Consider the following 17,265-nt stretch of genomic DNA (forward strand, 5'->3'; position numbering starts at 1 on the left):
CTACCCGCCGCATCCGGTGCTGGGGCATTCGTAAGATAGGTCGTCACCCTAGGGCTTGTCCCTAGGGTCCATCCCAACCATCCGCGCAGCGGAGCGCGCAGATGGATGCTCGGGACAAGCCCGAGCATGACGTTATTTCAATTTGAAGCAGCCTTCGCGTATTCATCCCTGAGTTCGCGCTTCAGCACCTTGCCGATCGCGCTGCGCGGCAGCGCGTCGCGGAATTCGATGCCTGAGATGCGCTGCATCTTGCCCAGCTTGCCATTGGCCCAGAGCAGCAGGTCCGCGGCCGTGGCCTTGCTGCCCGGCTTGAGCACCACGAAGGCCACCGGGGTTTCGCCCCAGGCATCAGACGCCACGCCCACCACGGCAACGTCGAACACCGCCTCATGCTGCTTGACGATGGCTTCCAGGTCGCTGGGATAGATGTTGAAGCCGCCGGAAATGATCATGTCCTTGCGGCGGTCCATCAGTTGCATGAAGCCGTCCGCGTCGAAACGCCCCATGTCGCCGGTGCGGATGAAGCGCTTGCCGCTGTCGTCGAACCATTCGGCTTCCGCGGTCTTGCCCGGCTGTTTGTGGTAATGCGTCATGATCGCGCCGGAATGGCCGACGATCTCGCCGATCTCGCCGGGCTTCACCGGCTTGCCGTCTTCGCCGATCAGGCGGATGTCATGGCCCTCGGCGGGGCGACCGACGGTGTGCAGCTTGTCGGGGAATTCATCCGCCACCAGGATGCAGGTGCCGCCGCCCTCGGTCATGCCGTAATACTCGATCAGCTTGCCGGGCCAGCGTTTCAGGATATCGGCCTTCAGTTCGGCGGCAAACGGCGCGCTGGTGCAGAATTTGGCGCGGAAGGCGCTGAGGTCGTAGCGGTCGAAATCCGGATGCCCCATCAGGCGGCGATACTGCACCGGCACCAGCATGGTGTGGGTCACGCGATGCTGCTGCGCCAGCTCGAGGTATTTTGCCACGTCGAATTTCGCCATCAGCACGGCGGTGCCGCCGCCGGCCATGGTGGGAAACAGGCTGACCAGCGTGGTGTTGGAATAGAGCGGCGTGGAGAGCAGGGTGACGGCGTCGCGGTCATAGCCATACAGATTGGCGCGCTGCATGTGCAGCCAGCGCATGCCATGCGACTGCACGATGCCTTTCGGCGTGCCCGTCGTGCCGGAAGAGTAGATGATGTTGAACGGCATCTGCGGCGTCACCGCGGCCGGTGCCGGTTTCGCACCGGCGGGTGCCAGCCACTGCTCGAATTGCGGCGTGTCCAGTCGGATGCGATGCGGCGGCAGGTCGGCCAGCACGGCACGCAGGGCCTGTTCGTTGTCGCCATCGAGGAACAGATGCTGCGCATCGGCATCCTGCGCCATCGCCACGATCTGCTCGGGCAGTGATGACGGCGCCAGCGGCGCCACCGCCAGGCCGGCGCGCAAGGCACCCAGATAGACCGTCACATAATCGTTGCGGGAATAACTGACGATGCTGATGGCCTTGCGGGCGCCGTCGCGCTGCAGCGCCGCCGCCACACGATCGGCGCGGGCATCCAGCTGACCGTAGGTCAGTGTTCCCTCCGCATCGATCACGGCCGGATGATCCGGCCGTTCGGCGGCATGGGCGCGCACGAAGTCGGACAGGGTGGCGAAGTCGCCGGCAAACAGGTCGTCAGCCTTACTCATCCTACAGCTCCATACCGATAATGGCGCCCAGGTCGCGCAGCGCCTGGTCCGGGTCGGTCACCTTGATCGTCTGCATGCCCATGGCGGCGGCCGGTTTCAGGTTGATGCCGAGATCATCGAGGAACACGGCTTCCGTCGGCCGGATGCCCAGCAGGCTGCAGGCGCGTTCGTAAAAGGCCGGTTCGGGCTTGCGCACGCCGGCCTTGCTCGACTCCACCACCAGCTCGAACAGCGCGATCACGTCTGCGACCTGTTTTGCCCGCTCGGGCGAGCCGGTCATCGCCGGGCCATGGCCATGCGGCATGTTGTTGGTCAGGCAGGCAATGCGATAGCGCGTCTTCACGGCTTTCAGCGCCGCCACCATGCGCGGCCGCACCTCGCCCGAGATCAGCGCCAGCACCGCGCTTCCATGCACGGCATGGCCCAAAGCCGTGCTTTCGGCCAGGAACAGATCGCCAAAGGCGGCGGCATCCACCTCGCCGCGCTCGAAGCGCGCCCAGGCATTGCCATGCGGATTGGTGCTGTTGACCCGGCGCAGGAAATCGCGCGGCAGGCCGCGCTCGTCCTCATAGCGGCGGAAGGCATCGAAGGGCGAGGTCATGATCACCCCGCCGAAATCCCATAAAACAGCTTTGATATCGTGGGGATGCATGGCTTAGCCGATATCTATATTGGCCATGAACTGCATAACGGACCCTATTACAAACAGCTTCCAGCCTACGCTTTTAATTTTTATCCTGAGATCCTCTGCCTTTTCTTTGTATTGCAGAAGAATGGCGTCGAATCTGTCAGGTAAGTGCCATATCACGGTTAGTATGGCGACTTTCATGGTCGGGACGGCGACCAAAGCTGTCAGCTTTAAAATTAAGTCTAGGACATTCAAAAAGTCATACTGCTTTTTGACAAAGACCTCATAGCCCTGATGGAGAGTACCAAAGGCGACGGCAATTGTAGCAAGCGCAAAGAATGCTGACAAAATGAAAGTCCATGCGGTCGTGTATGCGTGCCAAAGTGCTGGTGCGGGCGCCTCAATTTTCTTTATTTCGTTTTCGACCACTGATGAAAATTTTTGAGAACTGATTGTATCAATGGCAAGGGCCGCTCCGCCGAGGCCAGCAATAAGTATTCCCCAAGCTTCGAGAGTAATTTCGAATCTCGGGATTTTGAAGCCGTTGTTGCTTATGTAAATGCCGGTTTGCTTAGCCAGGATTAAAACAAGCATCAATCCGGCTATACCGAAAAACAGCTTCTTCATCTGTGCGGCGTTTCCCTAACGGAAGCGCCTTACGTTTGCGTCAAGCGCTGCCTTATCCGCACTTACTATAGCCGCAGGAGGTGCAGGTGTCGCAACCCTCCGACTTGATCAGGCCGGGCTGGCCGCATTTCGGGCATTGCCGCAGGCCGGACAGCGGCTTCGGACTCTCCGCATTGGCGGCCAGCGCCAGCACGGCCTTTTCCTCGCGCTGGTTGTCCGGATCGGCCATGAAGCCGATCTCGATCAGATGCTGCTCGATCACGCCACCGATGGCGGCCAGCAGCGAGGGCACATACTTGCCGCCCATCCAGTGGCCGCCGCGCGGATCGAACACCGCCTTCAGCTCGTCCACCACGAAGCTGACATCGCCGCCGCGACGGAACACCGCCGAGATCATGCGGGTCAGCGCCACGGTCCAGGCATAGTGCTCGGTATTCTTCGAATTGACGAACACCTCGAATGGCCGCAGGCGGCCATCCTGCAGGATGTCGTTCAGCGTGATGTACATCGCATGCTCGGAATCCGGCCAGGTGATCTTGTAGGTGCGGCCGGGCAGGGCTTCCGGGCGGTCCAGCGGCTTGGTCATGTAGATCACGCCGCCGGCGGCCAGCGGGTCGCGCGGCTTGATCGTCTGCACCGGCTTGGCCACCGGCACCAGCGGCAGCTCGGCCTGCGAGGCCTCGGCAGCCGTGGCTTTCTTCTCGTCCTTCTTGATGGTCAGCACCGAACCGGTGATGTCGTTCGGACGATAGGTGGTGCAGCCCTTGCAGCCCTGCTCATAGGCCATCAGGTAGATGTCCTTGAAGCTCTCGAAATCGATCTCTTCCGGCACGTTGATGGTCTTGGAGATCGAGCTGTCGATGTATTTCTGCACCGCGGCCTGCACGCGCACATGGTCGGCCGGCGCGAGACTCTGCGCATCCACAAAAGCTTCGGTCAGCGGCGCATTGTCGCCGCGGATCTGGCGATAGAGGCGATAGGCGTAGTCGCTGACTTCCTCCTGCCGGCGGGTGCCATCGGGCATCAGCACGGTGCGGACATAGGTGAAGCTGAACACCGGCTCGAGGCCCGACGAGATATTGTCGGCGAACAGCGAGATGGTGCCGGTGGGTGCGATCGAGGTGAGCAGGGCGTTGCGGATGCCATGCTGGGCAATGGCGGCGCGCACATCGGCATCGAGTTCCTTGATGCTCTCCCCGGCCATGTAGGCGTCGCGGTCGAACAGCGGGAAGGCGCCTTTCTCCTTCGCCAGATCGACCGAAGCGAGATAGGCGGCGCGCTGCAGCCGCTTCATCCAGGTCTCGATCAGCTGAATGGACGCCGCCGAGCCATAGCGGGCGCCGACCATGATCAGCGCATCGGCGAGGCCGGTGATGCCCAGCCCGATGCGGCGCTTGTTGCGCGCCTCGGTCTCCTGCTGCGGCAGCGGGAAGTTCGAGACATCGATGGTGTTGTCCATCATGCGCACGGCGCGGCGCGTCAGGTCGTCCAGCAGGTCGAGATCAAGGGCTGCATCCGCCTCGAAGGGATTCTTCACCAGCCGGGCCAGGTTGATCGAGCCGAGCAGGCAGGCACCGTAGGGCGGCAGCGGCTGCTCGCCGCAGGGGTTGGTGGCGCTGATGGTCTCGCAGTAATGCAGGTTGTTGCGGGTGTTGATGCGGTCGATGAAGATCACGCCGGGCTCGGCATAGGCATAGGTCGCCCGCATGATCTTGTCCCACAGCTCGCGCGCCTGCACGGTGCGATAGGCGGTGCCGTTGAATTTCAGCTCCCAAGGCAGGTTCTGCTTCACGGCCGCCATGAAGGCATCGGTCACCAGAACTGACAGATTGAACATGCGCAGCCGGTTGGCCTCGCGCTTGGCCTCGATGAAGGCCTCGATATCGGGATGGTCGCAGCGCAGCGTCGCCATCATGGCGCCGCGCCGGCTGCCGGCCGACATGATGGTGCGGCACATCGCGTCCCACACATCCATGAACGACAGCGGCCCCGAGGCATCGGCGCCCACGCCTTTTACCGGCGCGCCGCGCGGGCGCAGGGTGGAGAAGTCATAGCCGATGCCACCGCCCTGCTGCATGGTCAGCGCGGCTTCCTTCAGATGCTCGAAGATGCCGCCCATGTCGTCGGGCACCGTGCCCATGACGAAGCAGTTGAACAGCGTCACCTTGCGCGCGGTGCCGGCGCCGGCCACGATGCGGCCGGCCGGCAGGAAGCGGAAATCCTGCAGCGCCTCGAAGAAGCCAGGCGTGTGCGCGGCCGGATCGGTCTCGGCCTGGGCCAGGGCCTGCGCGATGCGATGCCAGGTGTCGGGGATGGTCTGATCCACCGGCGCGCCGTCGGGCCCCTTCAGGCGATATTTCATGTCCCAGATCTGCTGGGAAATCGGTGCAATCGGCGACATCGGTAAGCAACCCTCAAAGACGGAAACGGCGCCGGATGGAGATCCGCGCCGCACACAAGCTCAGGCTGACTCTATCGCCCGGGCGGACAGAGTCGAGTCAATTGTTCTCTGAATGTTTCTACAGATTGATCCGCAGGGGTGTGGGCAACAATATCTTGTAATGCCTGATAAATTGGGGTTATCCCGGCGATCCACAAGCGAGCCCCGGCGAGTTATCCCGGGTTTTCCACAGGGGCGGAGCGCCCGGACCTGGTCACGCCCCGGGATCGTTGGCGGCCTGCGCCAACGCGGCCTGAACGCCGGTCGCCCAGTCGCGGAACAGAGCCGTGTCTTCGTCGAACATCGCGCGGGTGACATTCGCCACGGCGAAAATCTGGCCGCGCTCCTCATGCGCTTCGGCATAAGGGTTGTCGGCGGCAATCTCGACGCCGATATCGCCGGGCTTTGCCCCCATCTTCAGCACGTAACAGTCGCGCTCGGGGTGATCCCGGTGCATCGCCGCGGTCAGCGCCAGCCAGGCGGCACCCATCGCCAGCGCGTTGGCCTCGGCGCCGCCTTTCAGGTGATCGCCGGCCTCGATGCTGTTCGCCAGCATGTCCCACATCTGCAGGCGGAACGCCGCAAAGGCGAGGCCGGAGCTTGCCATCATCCGGTTGGCCATGTTGGAGAAGATGAGCGCCTGGGCCAACGGCATCTTGAACTGCATCTCGCCGAGACCATACTGGATGGCAAAGGCATAGGTCGGTGCTGCAGTCATTGCAGTGCGGCTTTCGTTTCAGCCTCCAGCACCGCATTGGCGCTTTCGATGCGGGTTTCCAGCTCTTTCATGAAGGTGTCGCGGTCCAGCCCGGCCGGAATCGCGGGAAGGAAGCGCAGCACGATGGTGCCGGGCCGGCGCAGCAGGCCGCGCTTGGGCCAGAAGAAGCCGGAATTCAGCGCCACCGGCACCACCGGGATTTTCAGGTCGCGATACAGCGCGGCCACGCCGGGCTGATACGGCACATGCTCGCCCGGCAGGGTGCGGGTGCCCTGGGGAAAGATCAGGATCTTGCGGCCATCGGCCACAGCGGCGCGCGCATCCTTCAGCATCTGCTTCAGCGCCTTGGCGCCGCCATCGCGGTCGACCGCGATCATGCCCTGCGCCAGGCAGAGCGAGCCGTAGATCGGGATGTTGAGCAGCTCCTGCTTCATCACGATGGCGGGCGCGCGAAACAGCCGCAGCACGATGGCGGTGTCCCACAGCGACTGGTGCTTGGCCGCGATCATCGCCGGGCCGGCAGGGATATGCTCCTGCCCCTCGATGCGCACCTGGATGTCGCAGATCGCGCGCAGCAGCCAGTTGATGCCGTCCGACCACACGGCGCCGATGCTGACGATATGCGCGCGGCGGCCCAGACCCAGCGGGATCAGGGCATAGAGCGCAACCAGCGTGCTCCAGCTTAAGAAAGCGATCTGGAACAGCAGCGAGCGCAGTCCGGTCACTGCGGCTTCTCCTGCTTTTCCGCAGCGGGCTTCTCTGCAGCAGGCTTCTCAGCAACCGTGGCGGCCAGCTGGCTGCCCAGATGGGCGCGCAGCAATGCGGCGATGTATTTGCTGTATTCGCCGAGCAGGAACACGGTGGCGGTGCGGCGCTGCCACCAGTCTTCCACCCGCATGGCATCGGAGCGCACCGGATGCGGCAGGATGGTGATGCCTGAAGGAATGCGGCCGAATTCGACCAGCGCGCGCGGCATGTGGTAATTCGCCGTCACCAGCCGGATGGTCTTGTAGCCGCGCGCTGTCGCCCAGCTCACCGTCTCGGCGGCATTGCCCGCCGTGTCGTCGGCCTCAAAGCCGAGATCGACGCAGCATTCGAACAGCAGCTGCAGATCGATGCCCTGCCAGTTGCTGCTCGCCTGCGCCGCATCGGGCATGGTCGGCAGCGCGGCCTGCTGCAGCGAGGCCTTGGTGGTGGTCTGCGCCACGCCCGACACCAGCAGGCGCTCGGCCTTGCCGTCATGCAGCAGCCGCAGTGCCGTGCCCATGCGCGCGGCGCCGCCGGTCAGCACCACGATGGCATCGGTCGGTGCCTCCGTGGGCGGTGCCAGCAGCTCGACGCGCTCGACATAGGCGATCGAACCGCCGAGCCACAGCAGGCACAGCACGGCCAGCAGCACCAGCCAGCGCCAGATGCGGGTGAAGAAGGAGGGTGCAGTCTCGTCGTCGTTACGCGGCATCAGGATTCGGGGGGCTGGTCGGTGGACTGAGAGGTTTCGGCAAGCAGGCGGTCGACCGCATCGGGCAGATGTTCGGTCACGGTCACCGGCAGCAGATCGGCCGGCAGGCCCTTGGCCTGCGTGGCGGCGCCCTTGCCGCTGCGCACCAGGATGCGGCGGCAGCCGGCCGCCGCTGCGGCCTGCAGGTCGGTGACGCTGTCGCCGATGAACACGGTTTCGGCCGGCGTCTTGCGGAACTGTGCCATCGCCTCGCGCAGCATGCCCGGGCCGGGCTTGCGCCGGTCGGTCTGCGCCCAGGGCGGATCGGGTGCGAAAAAGATCGCATCGATCTTCGCGCCGTCACGGGCCAGATGCGCGCGCATGTCATCATGGATGCGGCCCAGCATGGCGGCGTCGATGATGCCCTTGCCCACACAGGCCTGGTTCGTGCACAGCGCCACCGGCCAGCCGCGCGCATTCAGCTTCGCCACCGCAGCCCCAACACCGGGCAGCATGATCAGTTCCGCCGGCGACTTCACATAGTCGTCGGGATAATCCCGGTTCAGAACACCATCACGGTCAAGCAGGATCAGCATCTGGCTTTTCTACAGCATGGAGCGCAATTCGCCGAGTACCGTCAGGCGCGCGGTGATGATGGCCAGCCCGGCGGCCCCGAATGGCAGCAGCGGCAAAGCCAGCCAGTGCCACCACATCATGGCCAGGCCGGGCAGCAATCCGGTGCCGACACCGCCGGCCAGCAGCTGGATGGCGACCAGCACGGCGGCGGCAAGGCCGGCGCCGATGATGCCGCCACGGATGGCTTGCGATGCCACATGGCGCTGGAACTGCCGGGCGATATAGCCGTCCTCGGCGCCGATCAGATGCAGCAGCTCGATGGTGTCGCGCCGTGCCGCAAGGCCGGCCCGCGTCGCAAAGATCACCATGGCGGCGGCCGCCAGCCCGACCAGCAGCACGATGCCGCCGCCGAGCGATTGCAGCAGGCGGCCCAGCTGCACCAGGCGATCAAGCCAGGGCTTGGGATCGTCCAGCCGCGCGCCGGGCACCGCGCCTTGCAGGCGTGCGCTCAAGGCTTCGATCGACAGCGCGGCATTGTCGCCCAGGGTCACGTCGATCATGCCGGGCAGCGGCAGGTCGGCCTGCAGCGCCTCGGCGCCCAGCCAGGGCTGCAGCAGGGCCTCCACCGCGCGGCGGTCGATGATCTGCACGTCGGTGATGCCGGGCACGCTGCGCAGCAGATTGACGGCGGCATCCAGCCGCGGCTGCATCGGCTGGCCCGGCCGGTCGGCGATCTGCACGGTCAGCTTGGCCGACACGCCACGGCGCCAGCCATCGATGGTGCCATCCAGCGCCAGCGCGCCCACCAGTGCCAGGGCGGCGAGGAACACCATCACTGCCAGCGCCCAGGGCAGGAAACGCGCGGTCGAATCCGCCTCCAGCTGCAGGTCGGAGATCGCGGCTTTCTTGCGCGGCCGGCTCATCGGGCGGACCCCGCGGCCGGCCGGTCGATCACCAGCTGGCCGGCGCGCAGGCGCATCACCGGAAAGCGGAACTGGTCGAGCAGATGCGTGTCATGGGTCGCCAGCACGACGGCGGTGCCCAGCTTGTTCAGCTCGACGAACAGATACATCAGGCGCTGCGCCATGTCGGGGTCGACGTTGCCGGTCGGCTCGTCGGCCAGCAGCAGGCTGGGCCTGGCGATGACGGCGCGCGCAATCGCCACGCGCTGTTTCTCGCCGCCAGAGAGCGTTGCCGGCCGCGCATCCAGCCGGTCGCCCAGGCCCACCCAGGTCAGCAGCTCGATCACATGCTCGCGCGCGCGTTTTTCATCGGCGCCGGCAATGCGCAGCGGCAGCGCCACATTGTCCAGCGCACTCAGATGGTCCAGCAGGCGGAAATCCTGGAACACCACGCCGATCCGGCGCCGCAGCATCGGCAGGGCGGCGCGGCTGGCGGTGGAAACATCCTGGCCGAACATGCTGATCAGGCCGCGACTCGGGCGCAGCGCCAGGTACAGCAGTTTGAGCAGGGAGGTCTTGCCGGCGCCGCTGGGGCCGGCCAGGAAATGGAAGGAACCGGTGCCCAGCTCGAAACTGACGTCGCGCAGCACCTCCGGCCCAGGTCCGTATCGCATCCCGACGTTCTGGAACCGCACCAAGCCCGAGTCCCTCCGATTCTCTTAACGCCTTGCGCGCCAATATCTTGCGGGGCAGTAGGGTTGCCTCCGCGGCCCTGTCCGTCCTATAAGGGAAAGCATCCGGAAACGCAAAAGGACTGGCTCCAGGCAGATTTCAGGCATGATCCTCACCTGCCCAGCCTGCGCGACCCGTTTCCAGGTCGACCCCACCGCATTCGGCGCCGCCCCGCGCAAGGTCCGCTGTTCCGTCTGCCGGAACACCTGGCAGCAGGAACCGCTGCCCGAACCCGCGCCCCCGCCGCCGCCTGCGCCGCCAGCGGCCAAGCCTGTACCCTCGGTGCTGGAGCAGATGGCCGAGGCCGCCGCCGCCGCTGAAGAAGAATGGGTGCCGCCGCCGCCGCCGGGCGGCAAGCCGCCCTCTCAGTCAAGCTTGGCGCCTCCACCCCCGCCAGCGCTCGATCTGGGGCCGGCTGATCTGTCACCGCCGCCGCCGCGAATCACCGGTTTTGACGATGACGAGCTGCTGGATCGCGAGCGCGACCGCCCGCCGCTGCATCCGCCGCTGGACGAGCCGCTGGCCGGCATGGGCGATGAAGACCCCGACGAGGCGCTGAATCGCCGCCGGGCCCGGCTGGCCGAGGCCGGGGTGCAGCGCCCGCCGACCAAGCCGAAAAAGCCGCGCTCCTGGGCCTGGCTCGGCTGGATGCTGCTGTTCGGCCTGCTGGGCGGCATGATCGGCGGCGGCTACGAGAAACGGGTCGAACTGGTCGCCTTCTACCCGCCCCTGGCCAAGCTGTATGAACAGCTCGGCATTCCGGTCGAGGCGGCGCAGTGGCTCGGCCTGGAGCTGCATAACCTGAAATCCTCCACCGTGCTCGACAGCGGCACCACCCGGGTGACCGTCTCGGGCGAGGTGCTGAATGTCAGCGAGACGGAGCGGGTACTGCCGGCCATCCGCATCGCCATGCGCGGCGCCGGCGGCCAGGATCTGGGCGCCTTCACCATCAAGATGGAGCAGAACAGCATCGCCGCCGGCGAGCGCCTCAGCTTCAATGTCCAGCTGCCCGCCCCCAAGGACGAGGTGACCGACCTCGAGGTCGCCTTCGCCAGCCAGCCCGCCGCCCCCTGAACCGGCCGCACTTCCCGGTTGATCGGAACGTCGATAATGCACGTTCCTTTTCATGATTCGTTGGGGTAGGATTCATGACAGCCGGTGCATGGGGCCGCCCGGTTCGTACCAAAGCTGATTCCAGAACAGGTGGCTGTCGAGGGGCAGAAAACTGCCCGCGTCGCGGTAGCCGTCGGCGAGGGTGAATGGCGCGGATACTGGTCGCAGAAGACGAAGTGGCGGTTCGCGAATTTATCCGGCGGGTGCTCGAGCTTCGCGGCCATGAGGTTGTCGTGGTCGGCGATGGCGCCGAAGCGGTGGTCAAGCTGGCCCGCATGCCCTTCGATCTGCTGATCACCGATGTGGCGATGCCGAACATGGATGGCGTCGAACTGTCGCTGAAAGTGGGGCGCGATTATCCCAATCTCTCGGTGCTGCTGATGTCGGGCTATGCCCTGCCGCCGCGCCGCCGCGCCGACGATATCGGCAGTCTCGCCAGCATGGTGCTGCAGAAGCCCTTTAGCATGGTCGACCTCAATGAGGCGGTCGAGCGCATGCTGGCCGAGCGCCAGCCGGCGGATTAGCCAGCCGGCGGATTAGAGCGGGTTCGAGACTTCCAGCAGATTGCCGTCAGGGTCGCGCAGGTAGATCGACAGGATCGGCCCGGTCGCACCGGTGCGCGGCACCGGCCCTTCGATGACAGCGATGCCGAGCTGCTGCAGATGCGCCGCCACGTCGGCCACTGGCTTTGCAGTCAGGAAGCACAGATCCGCACTGCCCGGCATCGCAGTTTTCGCCTTGGGTTCGAATTCGCGGCCCTGCTGGTGCAGGTTGATCTTCTGCCGGCCGAAACCCAGCGCCACGCGCGCGCTGCCGTCTTTCGCGGTGAAGCGCACGGCCTGCATGCCCAGCACCGATTCATAGAAGCGCACCGTGGCATCGATGTCGCGCACGGTCAGCACCAGGTGGTCGAGGCTGTCGATCATGGATGAGGTCTGGGCGGGGTCGGGTGCGATGGCGCAAAGCCCGCAGCGGGTGTCCGCTCAGAACCGCCGCAGCAGGCGGTCGAGATATTCCAGCTCCTGCGGCGCGCGTTCGCGGTTGCCGGCGCGGCGCTGCAGCTCTTCCAGGATGCGCCGCGCGCGTTCCACCGGCGCCAGGTCGGGCACCTTGGTGGCCTCGCCGGCATTCTCGTAGCCGGTGGTGTTGCGGCCGAGCGGGTCGCGCACCGGGTTGCGCTGGTTCTGCCGCGCATCGGCCGAGGGCGCCTGGCCATCGGGATTGCCGCGCTGGGCCTGCTGCATCTGGTTCAGGCCCTGGCGCATCTGGTCCAGCGCATCGGTCTGGCCCTGCATCGCCTCGCCGGGTTCGCCACGGCGCAGGGATTCGCGCGCATCGCGCATCGAACGGTCGGCCTTACCCAGCTGGTCGGGCAGCGGCATGCCGCGTTCGGCCAGCCGGCCCATCATCTCGCCCAGCTTGCGGCGCAGCTCTTCCTGCTGGCGCGCATCGGCTTCGTTCTCGCCGCGCTGCTGGCCATCGCCACGGCCATATTGCTGGCTGCGGCGGAAGCTGCGGTCGAGCAGTTGCTGCTGCTGGCGCAGCATCTCGCCGAATTCCTGCATCATCTGGCCGTTCTGACCCTGGCCGCGCTGCCCGCGCTGGCCCTGCTGCCGCTGGCGCCCCTCGGGCATGCGGGCCAGCTTGCCGTTCTTCATCGCTTCCATCATGCGCTGCATCTGCTGCAGCATCTCTTTCGCCGCATCGCGGTCGCCCATCTGGGCCATGTCCTGCGCGCGGTCCATCATCTCCTGCATGTCTTCGCCGCTCATGGCTTCTTCGTCTTCGCCCAGCTCCTCGGGCTCCTCGCCGCGCGCCATGCGCTCCATCGCATCCTGCATCATCTGCTCGAGCATGCGATTCATCGCCTCGCGCATTTCCTGCATCAGCTTCTGGATTTCCGCATCATCCGCATTGCGGTCGATGGCATCCTGCAGCTTGTCCATCAGCGCCTGGAAATCCTTGTCGGCCTGGCTCTTGCGGCCTTCCTCGATATGCAGCGCGGTCTGCCACATCAGATCCTGCACGGCGCTGATCGAGGGCGCGCTGCGATTGAGGTTGAGCCGCGCCGCCGACATGCGCAGGCCCAGATGCGCGGTGTAATCCTCGCGATAGCGTTCCGGCGCCAGGCTCAAGCCGCGCAGGGCGGTCACCACGCGCTGGTATTGCGCCGGCTTCAGCGCCAGGTCGCGGCGCTGCTCGACGATGGCTTTGGCCACCGGATGGGTGAAGCGGCGCGCCGGCAGGGTGACGGTGACCGGATCGCTGCGCCCGGTCTGGCCCAGCGCATCGACGGCCACCAGGGTCATCGCCACCTGCAGCCCGGCCCAGGGATGCGCGGTGAAATCGAAGCTCTGCTTGTCGCTGACCGCACCGGCGCCGGCCGGCGGCGTCGGCCAGTCGACCGATACCGGCTGCTCGGCGCCATCGCGGGTCATCTCGATGCGCACCTGCTGGATGCCGTAATCGTCCTCGGCATTGAAGGCGATCTCCAGTTCGGTGCGTTTGCTGGCCTTGGGCTCTTCCGAAATGCTGATCTGCGGCGGCAGGTCGGGCACCACGCGCAGCGGCCATTCGGCAAACATCTTGTCGCGCCGCATCAGGCTCAGCACCGGGGTGGCGCCCTGCGTCAGGTCGATGGCGAGATCGATCTCGCCATTGCGCTCGTCGATCGCGTTCAGCGGCTGCTCGCTCTTGCCCAGCTTCAGCGTGAAGCCGGCCGGCGGCGCGGCCAGCCGCAGCTTGAGCAGGCTGCCGGTCGGCACGTTCAGCTGCGCCGTGCCGATCTGGATCTGGTTCGGCTGCGCGGTCACCGGCACCGGCTTGCCGTCGCGGGTCAGGAACAGCGGCGCCTTGCCGGTATAGGGCGGCGGGGTGATCCAGGCTTCCACGGCCAGCAGGGCGCCGGGCGCCAGCGCCGTGCCGGGATTGAGCGTATCGGCCAGTCGCTGCTGGCGGTCCTCGCCGGGGCTGGCCCAGGCGACAACCAGCAGCAGGCCAAGGGCGGCGCGGAAGCCCCAGACATCCTTGCGCCACCAGCCGGCTTCCGGCGTGCCGACCTTGACGGTGGCGAGCTGTTCCAGGGCGCGACGGCGATGCAGCGCCCACAGCGCGCGGGCGATCGGATCCTGCTGTTCGGCGGCGAGACTGTCGGCGGCGGCTTCCAGCGGGCGATGCTGCAGCAGGTTGACGCGTTCGAGCCGGCGCATGGCATCGGCCCGGCTGGGCCAGCCCACCAGGCGCAGCTCGCGCCACAGCGTGACAGCCAGGGCACCGGCGAAACCAGCCAGTGCCAGCCAGTGCAGCCAGACCGGGATGAAGCGCCAGACATCGAAGCCGGCGAGAATGAAGAAAACGGCGATCACGGCGCCGGCCGGCATCAGGGCGGGCCAGAAGCGCTCCCAGAACAGGGCGCCACGGGCAAAGGCAAGGCGACGTTCCAGCACCGGCGCCAGGGTCTGGGCCGGGGCCGTCTCGGTGGAAGTTACGCCTTCGCCTCGCTGCGCCATACCGGCTGGATCTCCAGGGCCGTCATCTCATCGATGCTAGGGCGACGCCGAACAATGGCAAACCTGTCGCCATGCACCAGAACCTCCGGGGCCAACGGCCGCGCGTTGTAGGTGGAGGCCATGGACGAACTATACGCACCCGCCGACAGGATGGCGAGCAAATCTCCGTCATCGACCGGCGGCATCGGCCGGTCTTCGGCAAAGGTGTCGCCGCTCTCGCAGACCGGGCCGACGATATCCACCGGCACCACCTCCGCGTCGGGATTTGGCGCTTTTACAGGCACGATGCGGTGGAACGCCTCATACATCGCCGGCCGGATCAGGTCGTTCATGCCGGCATCGAGGATCAGGAAGGTCTTGCCTTCGGCCGGCTTCACAAAGGTCACACCGGTCAGCAGCAGGCCGGCATTGCCGACCAGGTAACGGCCGGGCTCCAGCGCGATCTCGCAGCCCAGCGGGGCGATGTATTTGCGCACCAGGGCGGCATAGGCCGTCGGGTCCGGCGGCGTCTCGTCGTCATAGGTGATGCCGATGCCGCCGCCCAGATCGATGCGGCGGATGTCATGGCCATCGGCGCGCAGTTCGGCCACCAGCTCGGCGACACGGATGAAGGTGTCTTCATAGGGCGTCAGGTCGGTCAGCTGGCTGCCGATATGCACATGCACGCCGGTGATGCTGATGCCGGGCAGCTTGGCCGCCATCGCATAGACCTCGCGGGCGCGGCGATAGGAAATGCCAAACTTGTTCTCGGCCTTGCCGGTGGTGATCTTCTTATGCGTCTTGGCATCGACATCGGGATTGATGCGGATGGCGACCGGCGCCTTCACGCCCATGCCGCTGGCGACATCCGACAGCGCCTGCAGCTCGGGTTCCGACTCGACATTGAACTGCGCGATGCCGGTGTTGCCGGCCTTCAGCGCCAGCGCCATCTCGGCTTTCGTCTTGCCCACGCCGGCGAAGATGATCTTGCCCGGCGCGATGCCGGCCTTCATCGCCAGCTGCAGCTCGCCCGACGAGACCACGTCGGCGCCGGCGCCCAGCGAACCGAAATGCCGCAGCACGGCCAGGTTGGCATTGGCCTTCATCGCATAGGCGATCAGCACCGGCAGGCCGGCAAAGGCCTCGGCCAGGCTGGTGTAGCGGTCGGTCAGCGCCGCCGTGCTGTAGACATAGGCCGGCGTGCCAACCTCGGCGGCGATGTGATCCAGCGGCACGCCTTCGGCATGCAGCACGCCGTTGCGATAGGCAAACCAGGGCAGTCCAGTCATGACGGAAATCTCAGTAATAACGGATGGGGTCGCGGCGCGGCTGCGTCACGCCCGGGCGGTCGATGGCATCGGGCGGATAATCCGGCACATCCTTGCGACCGCAGGCGGCCAGGCCGGATGCAGCGAGAATCAGCAGCAGGATGGCAGGCTTGATACGCATCAGGCTTTGTCCCGCTTTTTGGCTCCGCGGGCAAGGGCTTCCTTGGCCAGCTGCTTGCGCCAGCGCGCCACCTGCGCCTTTACATTGGCTGGCGCGGTGCCGCCGTAGGAAACGCGGCTCTTCACCGAGTTCTGCACGCCCAGCACGGCGAAGATGTCCTTGGTGATACGCTTCTCCACGCTCTGCATCTCGGCCAGCGTCAGTGCCTCCAGCGGCTTGTTCTGCAACTCGGCCATGCGCACCAGGCTGCCGGCCACGTGATGGGCCTGGCGGAACGGCATGTCGATCTTGCGCACGCACCAGTCGGCCAGATCGGTGGCGGTGGTGTAGCCTTCGCCGGCGGCATCCTGCATGCGCGGCGCATTGGCCTTCAGGTCGGCGATCATGCCGGCCGTGGCGGCGATGCAGAGTTCCAGGCTGTCGACCGCGTCGAAGGTCGGCTCCTTGTCTTCCTGCATGTCCTTGCCATAGGTCATCGGCAGGCCCTTCATGGTGATGAGAAGGGCGTTCAGGCTGCCGACGATGCGCCCCACCTTGCCGCGGACCAGTTCAGCGGCATCGGGATTGCGCTTCTGCGGCATGATGGATGAGCCGGTGGTGAAGGCGTCGCTGAGCGTGACGAAGCGGAACTGCGCGGATGTCCACAGCACGATCTCCTCGGCAAGGCGCGACAGATGCACGGCGCAGATCGCGGCAGCAGACAGGAATTCCAGCGCGTAGTCGCGGTCGGCCACCGCATCCAGCGAATTCGCCATCGGCCGCGCAAAGCCCAGCTCCTTGGCCGTGCTGGCGCGGTCGATCGGCAGCGATGTGCCGGCGAGCGCCGCCGCACCCAGCGGGCTTTCGTTCAGGCGTTCACGCGCATCTTTCAGGCGGCTGCGATCACGGCCCACCATCTCGACATAGGCCATCATATGATGGCCGAAGGTGACCGGCTGCGCGGCCTGCAGATGGGTGAAGCCCGGCATCACGGTTGCGGCATACTCCTCGGCGCGGCGCAGCAGGGTGGTCTGCAGGTCCAGCAGCCCGGCATCGATGCGGTCGATGGCATCGCGCACCCAGAGGCGGAAATCGGTCGCCACCTGGTCGTTGCGCGAGCGCGCGGTGTGCAGGCGGCCGGCCGGCTTGCCGATCAGCTCGCTGAGTCGCGCCTCCACATGCATGTGGATGTCTTCCAGGGCCAGATCGATCTTGAACTTGCCGGCCTCGATTTCACGCAGAATTGTCTCCAGCCCGCGCAGGATTGTCTTGCCCTCGGCGGCGGAAATGAGACCCTGTCGCACCAGCATGCGGCAATGCGCCATCGAGCCGCGGATGTCCTGGCGGTACAGCCTCCGGTCGAAGCGGATCGAGGCGTTGATCTCGGTCATGATCGCCGCCGGCCCTGCGGCAAAGCGCCCGCCCCACATGCTGTTGGCTTGTTTCCGGGGTGTCTTGCTCTTATTTGGTGTTTTGCGTGCGGCCATGATCGGGAT

17 protein-coding genes are annotated in these 17,265 nt (G+C 65.9%); 2 read left to right on the top strand and 15 right to left on the bottom strand.

Annotated features, from left to right (window positions below; all coding sequences use genetic code 11):
* Window positions 1-137: 137 nt before the first annotated feature.
* The 10 genes from AAG821_RS16165 to ftsE form a co-directional block, all read right to left on the bottom strand.
* The gene (locus AAG821_RS16165; RefSeq protein WP_341915266.1) at window positions 138-1,679 is read right to left on the bottom strand and encodes a class I adenylate-forming enzyme family protein; all 1,542 of its coding nucleotides are present in this window, start codon (window positions 1,677-1,679) and stop codon (window positions 138-140) included.
* Window position 1,680: 1 nt separating this feature from the next.
* Complete coding sequence (locus AAG821_RS16170) at window positions 1,681-2,331, bottom strand: HAD-IA family hydrolase (RefSeq protein WP_341915265.1); 651 nt, start codon at window positions 2,329-2,331, stop codon at window positions 1,681-1,683.
* 3 nt (window positions 2,332-2,334) lie between these two features.
* The gene (locus AAG821_RS16175; protein WP_341915263.1) at window positions 2,335-2,934 is read right to left on the bottom strand and encodes a hypothetical protein; all 600 of its coding nucleotides are present in this window, start codon (window positions 2,932-2,934) and stop codon (window positions 2,335-2,337) included.
* A gap of 52 nt (window positions 2,935-2,986) precedes the next feature.
* Window positions 2,987-5,335, bottom strand: a complete 2,349-nt coding sequence (locus tag AAG821_RS16180; protein ID WP_341915261.1) for an adenosylcobalamin-dependent ribonucleoside-diphosphate reductase — start codon at window positions 5,333-5,335, stop codon at window positions 2,987-2,989.
* Between the two features lie 253 nt (window positions 5,336-5,588).
* Window positions 5,589-6,092 (bottom strand): hypothetical protein, encoded by a 504-nt coding sequence (locus AAG821_RS16185; RefSeq protein ID WP_341915259.1) that lies wholly within the window; start codon window positions 6,090-6,092, stop codon window positions 5,589-5,591.
* Entirely contained in the window at window positions 6,089-6,817 is a 729-nt protein-coding gene (locus tag AAG821_RS16190) for a lysophospholipid acyltransferase family protein (protein WP_341915258.1), read from the bottom strand. The genes AAG821_RS16185 and AAG821_RS16190 overlap by 4 nt, the downstream gene beginning before the upstream one ends.
* On the bottom strand, window positions 6,814-7,551 hold the full coding sequence (locus tag AAG821_RS16195; protein WP_341915257.1) for a YdcF family protein: 738 nt from the start codon (window positions 7,549-7,551) through the stop codon (window positions 6,814-6,816). The genes AAG821_RS16190 and AAG821_RS16195 overlap by 4 nt, the downstream gene beginning before the upstream one ends.
* A complete protein-coding gene (locus AAG821_RS16200; RefSeq protein WP_341915255.1) occupies window positions 7,551-8,126 on the bottom strand; it encodes an HAD-IIIA family hydrolase in 576 nt (191 codons plus the stop codon). The genes AAG821_RS16195 and AAG821_RS16200 overlap by 1 nt, the downstream gene beginning before the upstream one ends.
* 9 nt (window positions 8,127-8,135) lie before the next feature.
* Window positions 8,136-9,029 carry an FtsX-like permease family protein gene (locus AAG821_RS16205; RefSeq protein ID WP_341915254.1) on the bottom strand — a complete coding sequence of 298 codons (894 nt, stop codon included), beginning with the start codon at window positions 9,027-9,029 and terminating at the stop codon, window positions 8,136-8,138.
* A complete protein-coding gene (gene ftsE / locus AAG821_RS16210; protein ID WP_341915252.1) occupies window positions 9,026-9,703 on the bottom strand; it encodes a cell division ATP-binding protein FtsE in 678 nt (225 codons plus the stop codon). Before ftsE ends, AAG821_RS16205 begins: the two co-directional genes overlap by 4 nt.
* Window positions 9,704-9,845: 142 nt before the next feature.
* Between ftsE and AAG821_RS16215 the strand changes: the two genes are divergently transcribed.
* Complete coding sequence (locus tag AAG821_RS16215; protein WP_341915251.1) at window positions 9,846-10,814, top strand: zinc-ribbon domain-containing protein; 969 nt, start codon at window positions 9,846-9,848, stop codon at window positions 10,812-10,814.
* A gap of 185 nt (window positions 10,815-10,999) precedes the next feature.
* Window positions 11,000-11,377: a response regulator gene (locus AAG821_RS16220; RefSeq protein ID WP_341915250.1), complete on the top strand. Its 378-nt coding sequence runs from the start codon at window positions 11,000-11,002 to the stop codon at window positions 11,375-11,377.
* A 12-nt stretch (window positions 11,378-11,389) separates the two neighbouring features.
* On the opposite strand, the gene AAG821_RS16225 is transcribed toward AAG821_RS16220, so the two are convergent.
* Genes AAG821_RS16225 through argH form a run of 5 tightly spaced genes read right to left on the bottom strand, consistent with a single transcriptional unit; the run spans window position 11,390 to window position 17,256 of the window.
* Complete coding sequence (locus AAG821_RS16225) at window positions 11,390-11,779, bottom strand: VOC family protein (RefSeq protein ID WP_341915248.1); 390 nt, start codon at window positions 11,777-11,779, stop codon at window positions 11,390-11,392.
* Between the two features lie 57 nt (window positions 11,780-11,836).
* A complete protein-coding gene (locus AAG821_RS16230) occupies window positions 11,837-14,362 on the bottom strand; it encodes a TIGR02302 family protein (protein WP_341915247.1) in 2,526 nt (841 codons plus the stop codon).
* On the bottom strand, window positions 14,338-15,630 hold the full coding sequence (gene lysA, locus AAG821_RS16235; RefSeq protein ID WP_341915245.1) for a diaminopimelate decarboxylase: 1,293 nt from the start codon (window positions 15,628-15,630) through the stop codon (window positions 14,338-14,340). Before lysA ends, AAG821_RS16230 begins: the two co-directional genes overlap by 25 nt.
* 10 nt (window positions 15,631-15,640) lie before the next feature.
* The gene (locus AAG821_RS16240) at window positions 15,641-15,790 is read right to left on the bottom strand and encodes a hypothetical protein (protein WP_341915244.1); all 150 of its coding nucleotides are present in this window, start codon (window positions 15,788-15,790) and stop codon (window positions 15,641-15,643) included.
* Window positions 15,790-17,256, bottom strand: coding sequence for an argininosuccinate lyase (gene argH / locus AAG821_RS16245; RefSeq protein ID WP_341915242.1), 1,467 nt, complete (start codon window positions 17,254-17,256; stop codon window positions 15,790-15,792). The genes AAG821_RS16240 and argH overlap by 1 nt, the downstream gene beginning before the upstream one ends.
* Between the last annotated feature and the right edge of the window lie 9 nt (window positions 17,257-17,265).

This window comes from Ferrovibrio terrae, assembly GCF_943372915.1.
Classification (GTDB): domain Bacteria; phylum Pseudomonadota; class Alphaproteobacteria; order Ferrovibrionales; family Ferrovibrionaceae; genus Ferrovibrio; species Ferrovibrio terrae_A.

What these genes read in the sequence shown, in the direction of transcription:
- AAG821_RS16165 (WP_341915266.1), bottom strand. Translation starts at nt 1,679, where the DNA reads ATGAGTAAGGCTGACGACCTGTTTGCCGGCGACTTCGCCACCCTGTCC.
- AAG821_RS16170 (WP_341915265.1), bottom strand. Translation starts at nt 2,331, where the DNA reads ATGCATCCCCACGATATCAAAGCTGTTTTATGGGATTTCGGCGGGGTG.
- AAG821_RS16175 (WP_341915263.1), bottom strand. Translation starts at nt 2,934, where the DNA reads ATGAAGAAGCTGTTTTTCGGTATAGCCGGATTGATGCTTGTTTTAATC.
- AAG821_RS16180 (WP_341915261.1), bottom strand. Translation starts at nt 5,335, where the DNA reads ATGTCGCCGATTGCACCGATTTCCCAGCAGATCTGGGACATGAAATAT.
- AAG821_RS16185 (WP_341915259.1), bottom strand. Translation starts at nt 6,092, where the DNA reads ATGACTGCAGCACCGACCTATGCCTTTGCCATCCAGTATGGTCTCGGC.
- AAG821_RS16195 (WP_341915257.1), bottom strand. Translation starts at nt 7,551, where the DNA reads ATGCCGCGTAACGACGACGAGACTGCACCCTCCTTCTTCACCCGCATC.
- AAG821_RS16200 (WP_341915255.1), bottom strand. Translation starts at nt 8,126, where the DNA reads ATGCTGATCCTGCTTGACCGTGATGGTGTTCTGAACCGGGATTATCCC.
- AAG821_RS16205 (WP_341915254.1), bottom strand. Translation starts at nt 9,029, where the DNA reads ATGAGCCGGCCGCGCAAGAAAGCCGCGATCTCCGACCTGCAGCTGGAG.
- AAG821_RS16215 (WP_341915251.1), top strand. Translation starts at nt 9,846, where the DNA reads ATGATCCTCACCTGCCCAGCCTGCGCGACCCGTTTCCAGGTCGACCCC.
- AAG821_RS16220 (WP_341915250.1), top strand. Translation starts at nt 11,000, where the DNA reads ATGGCGCGGATACTGGTCGCAGAAGACGAAGTGGCGGTTCGCGAATTT.
- AAG821_RS16225 (WP_341915248.1), bottom strand. Translation starts at nt 11,779, where the DNA reads ATGATCGACAGCCTCGACCACCTGGTGCTGACCGTGCGCGACATCGAT.
- AAG821_RS16230 (WP_341915247.1), bottom strand. Translation starts at nt 14,362, where the DNA reads ATGGCGCAGCGAGGCGAAGGCGTAACTTCCACCGAGACGGCCCCGGCC.
- lysA (WP_341915245.1), bottom strand. Translation starts at nt 15,630, where the DNA reads ATGACTGGACTGCCCTGGTTTGCCTATCGCAACGGCGTGCTGCATGCC.
- AAG821_RS16240 (WP_341915244.1), bottom strand. Translation starts at nt 15,790, where the DNA reads ATGCGTATCAAGCCTGCCATCCTGCTGCTGATTCTCGCTGCATCCGGC.
- argH (WP_341915242.1), bottom strand. Translation starts at nt 17,256, where the DNA reads ATGGCCGCACGCAAAACACCAAATAAGAGCAAGACACCCCGGAAACAA.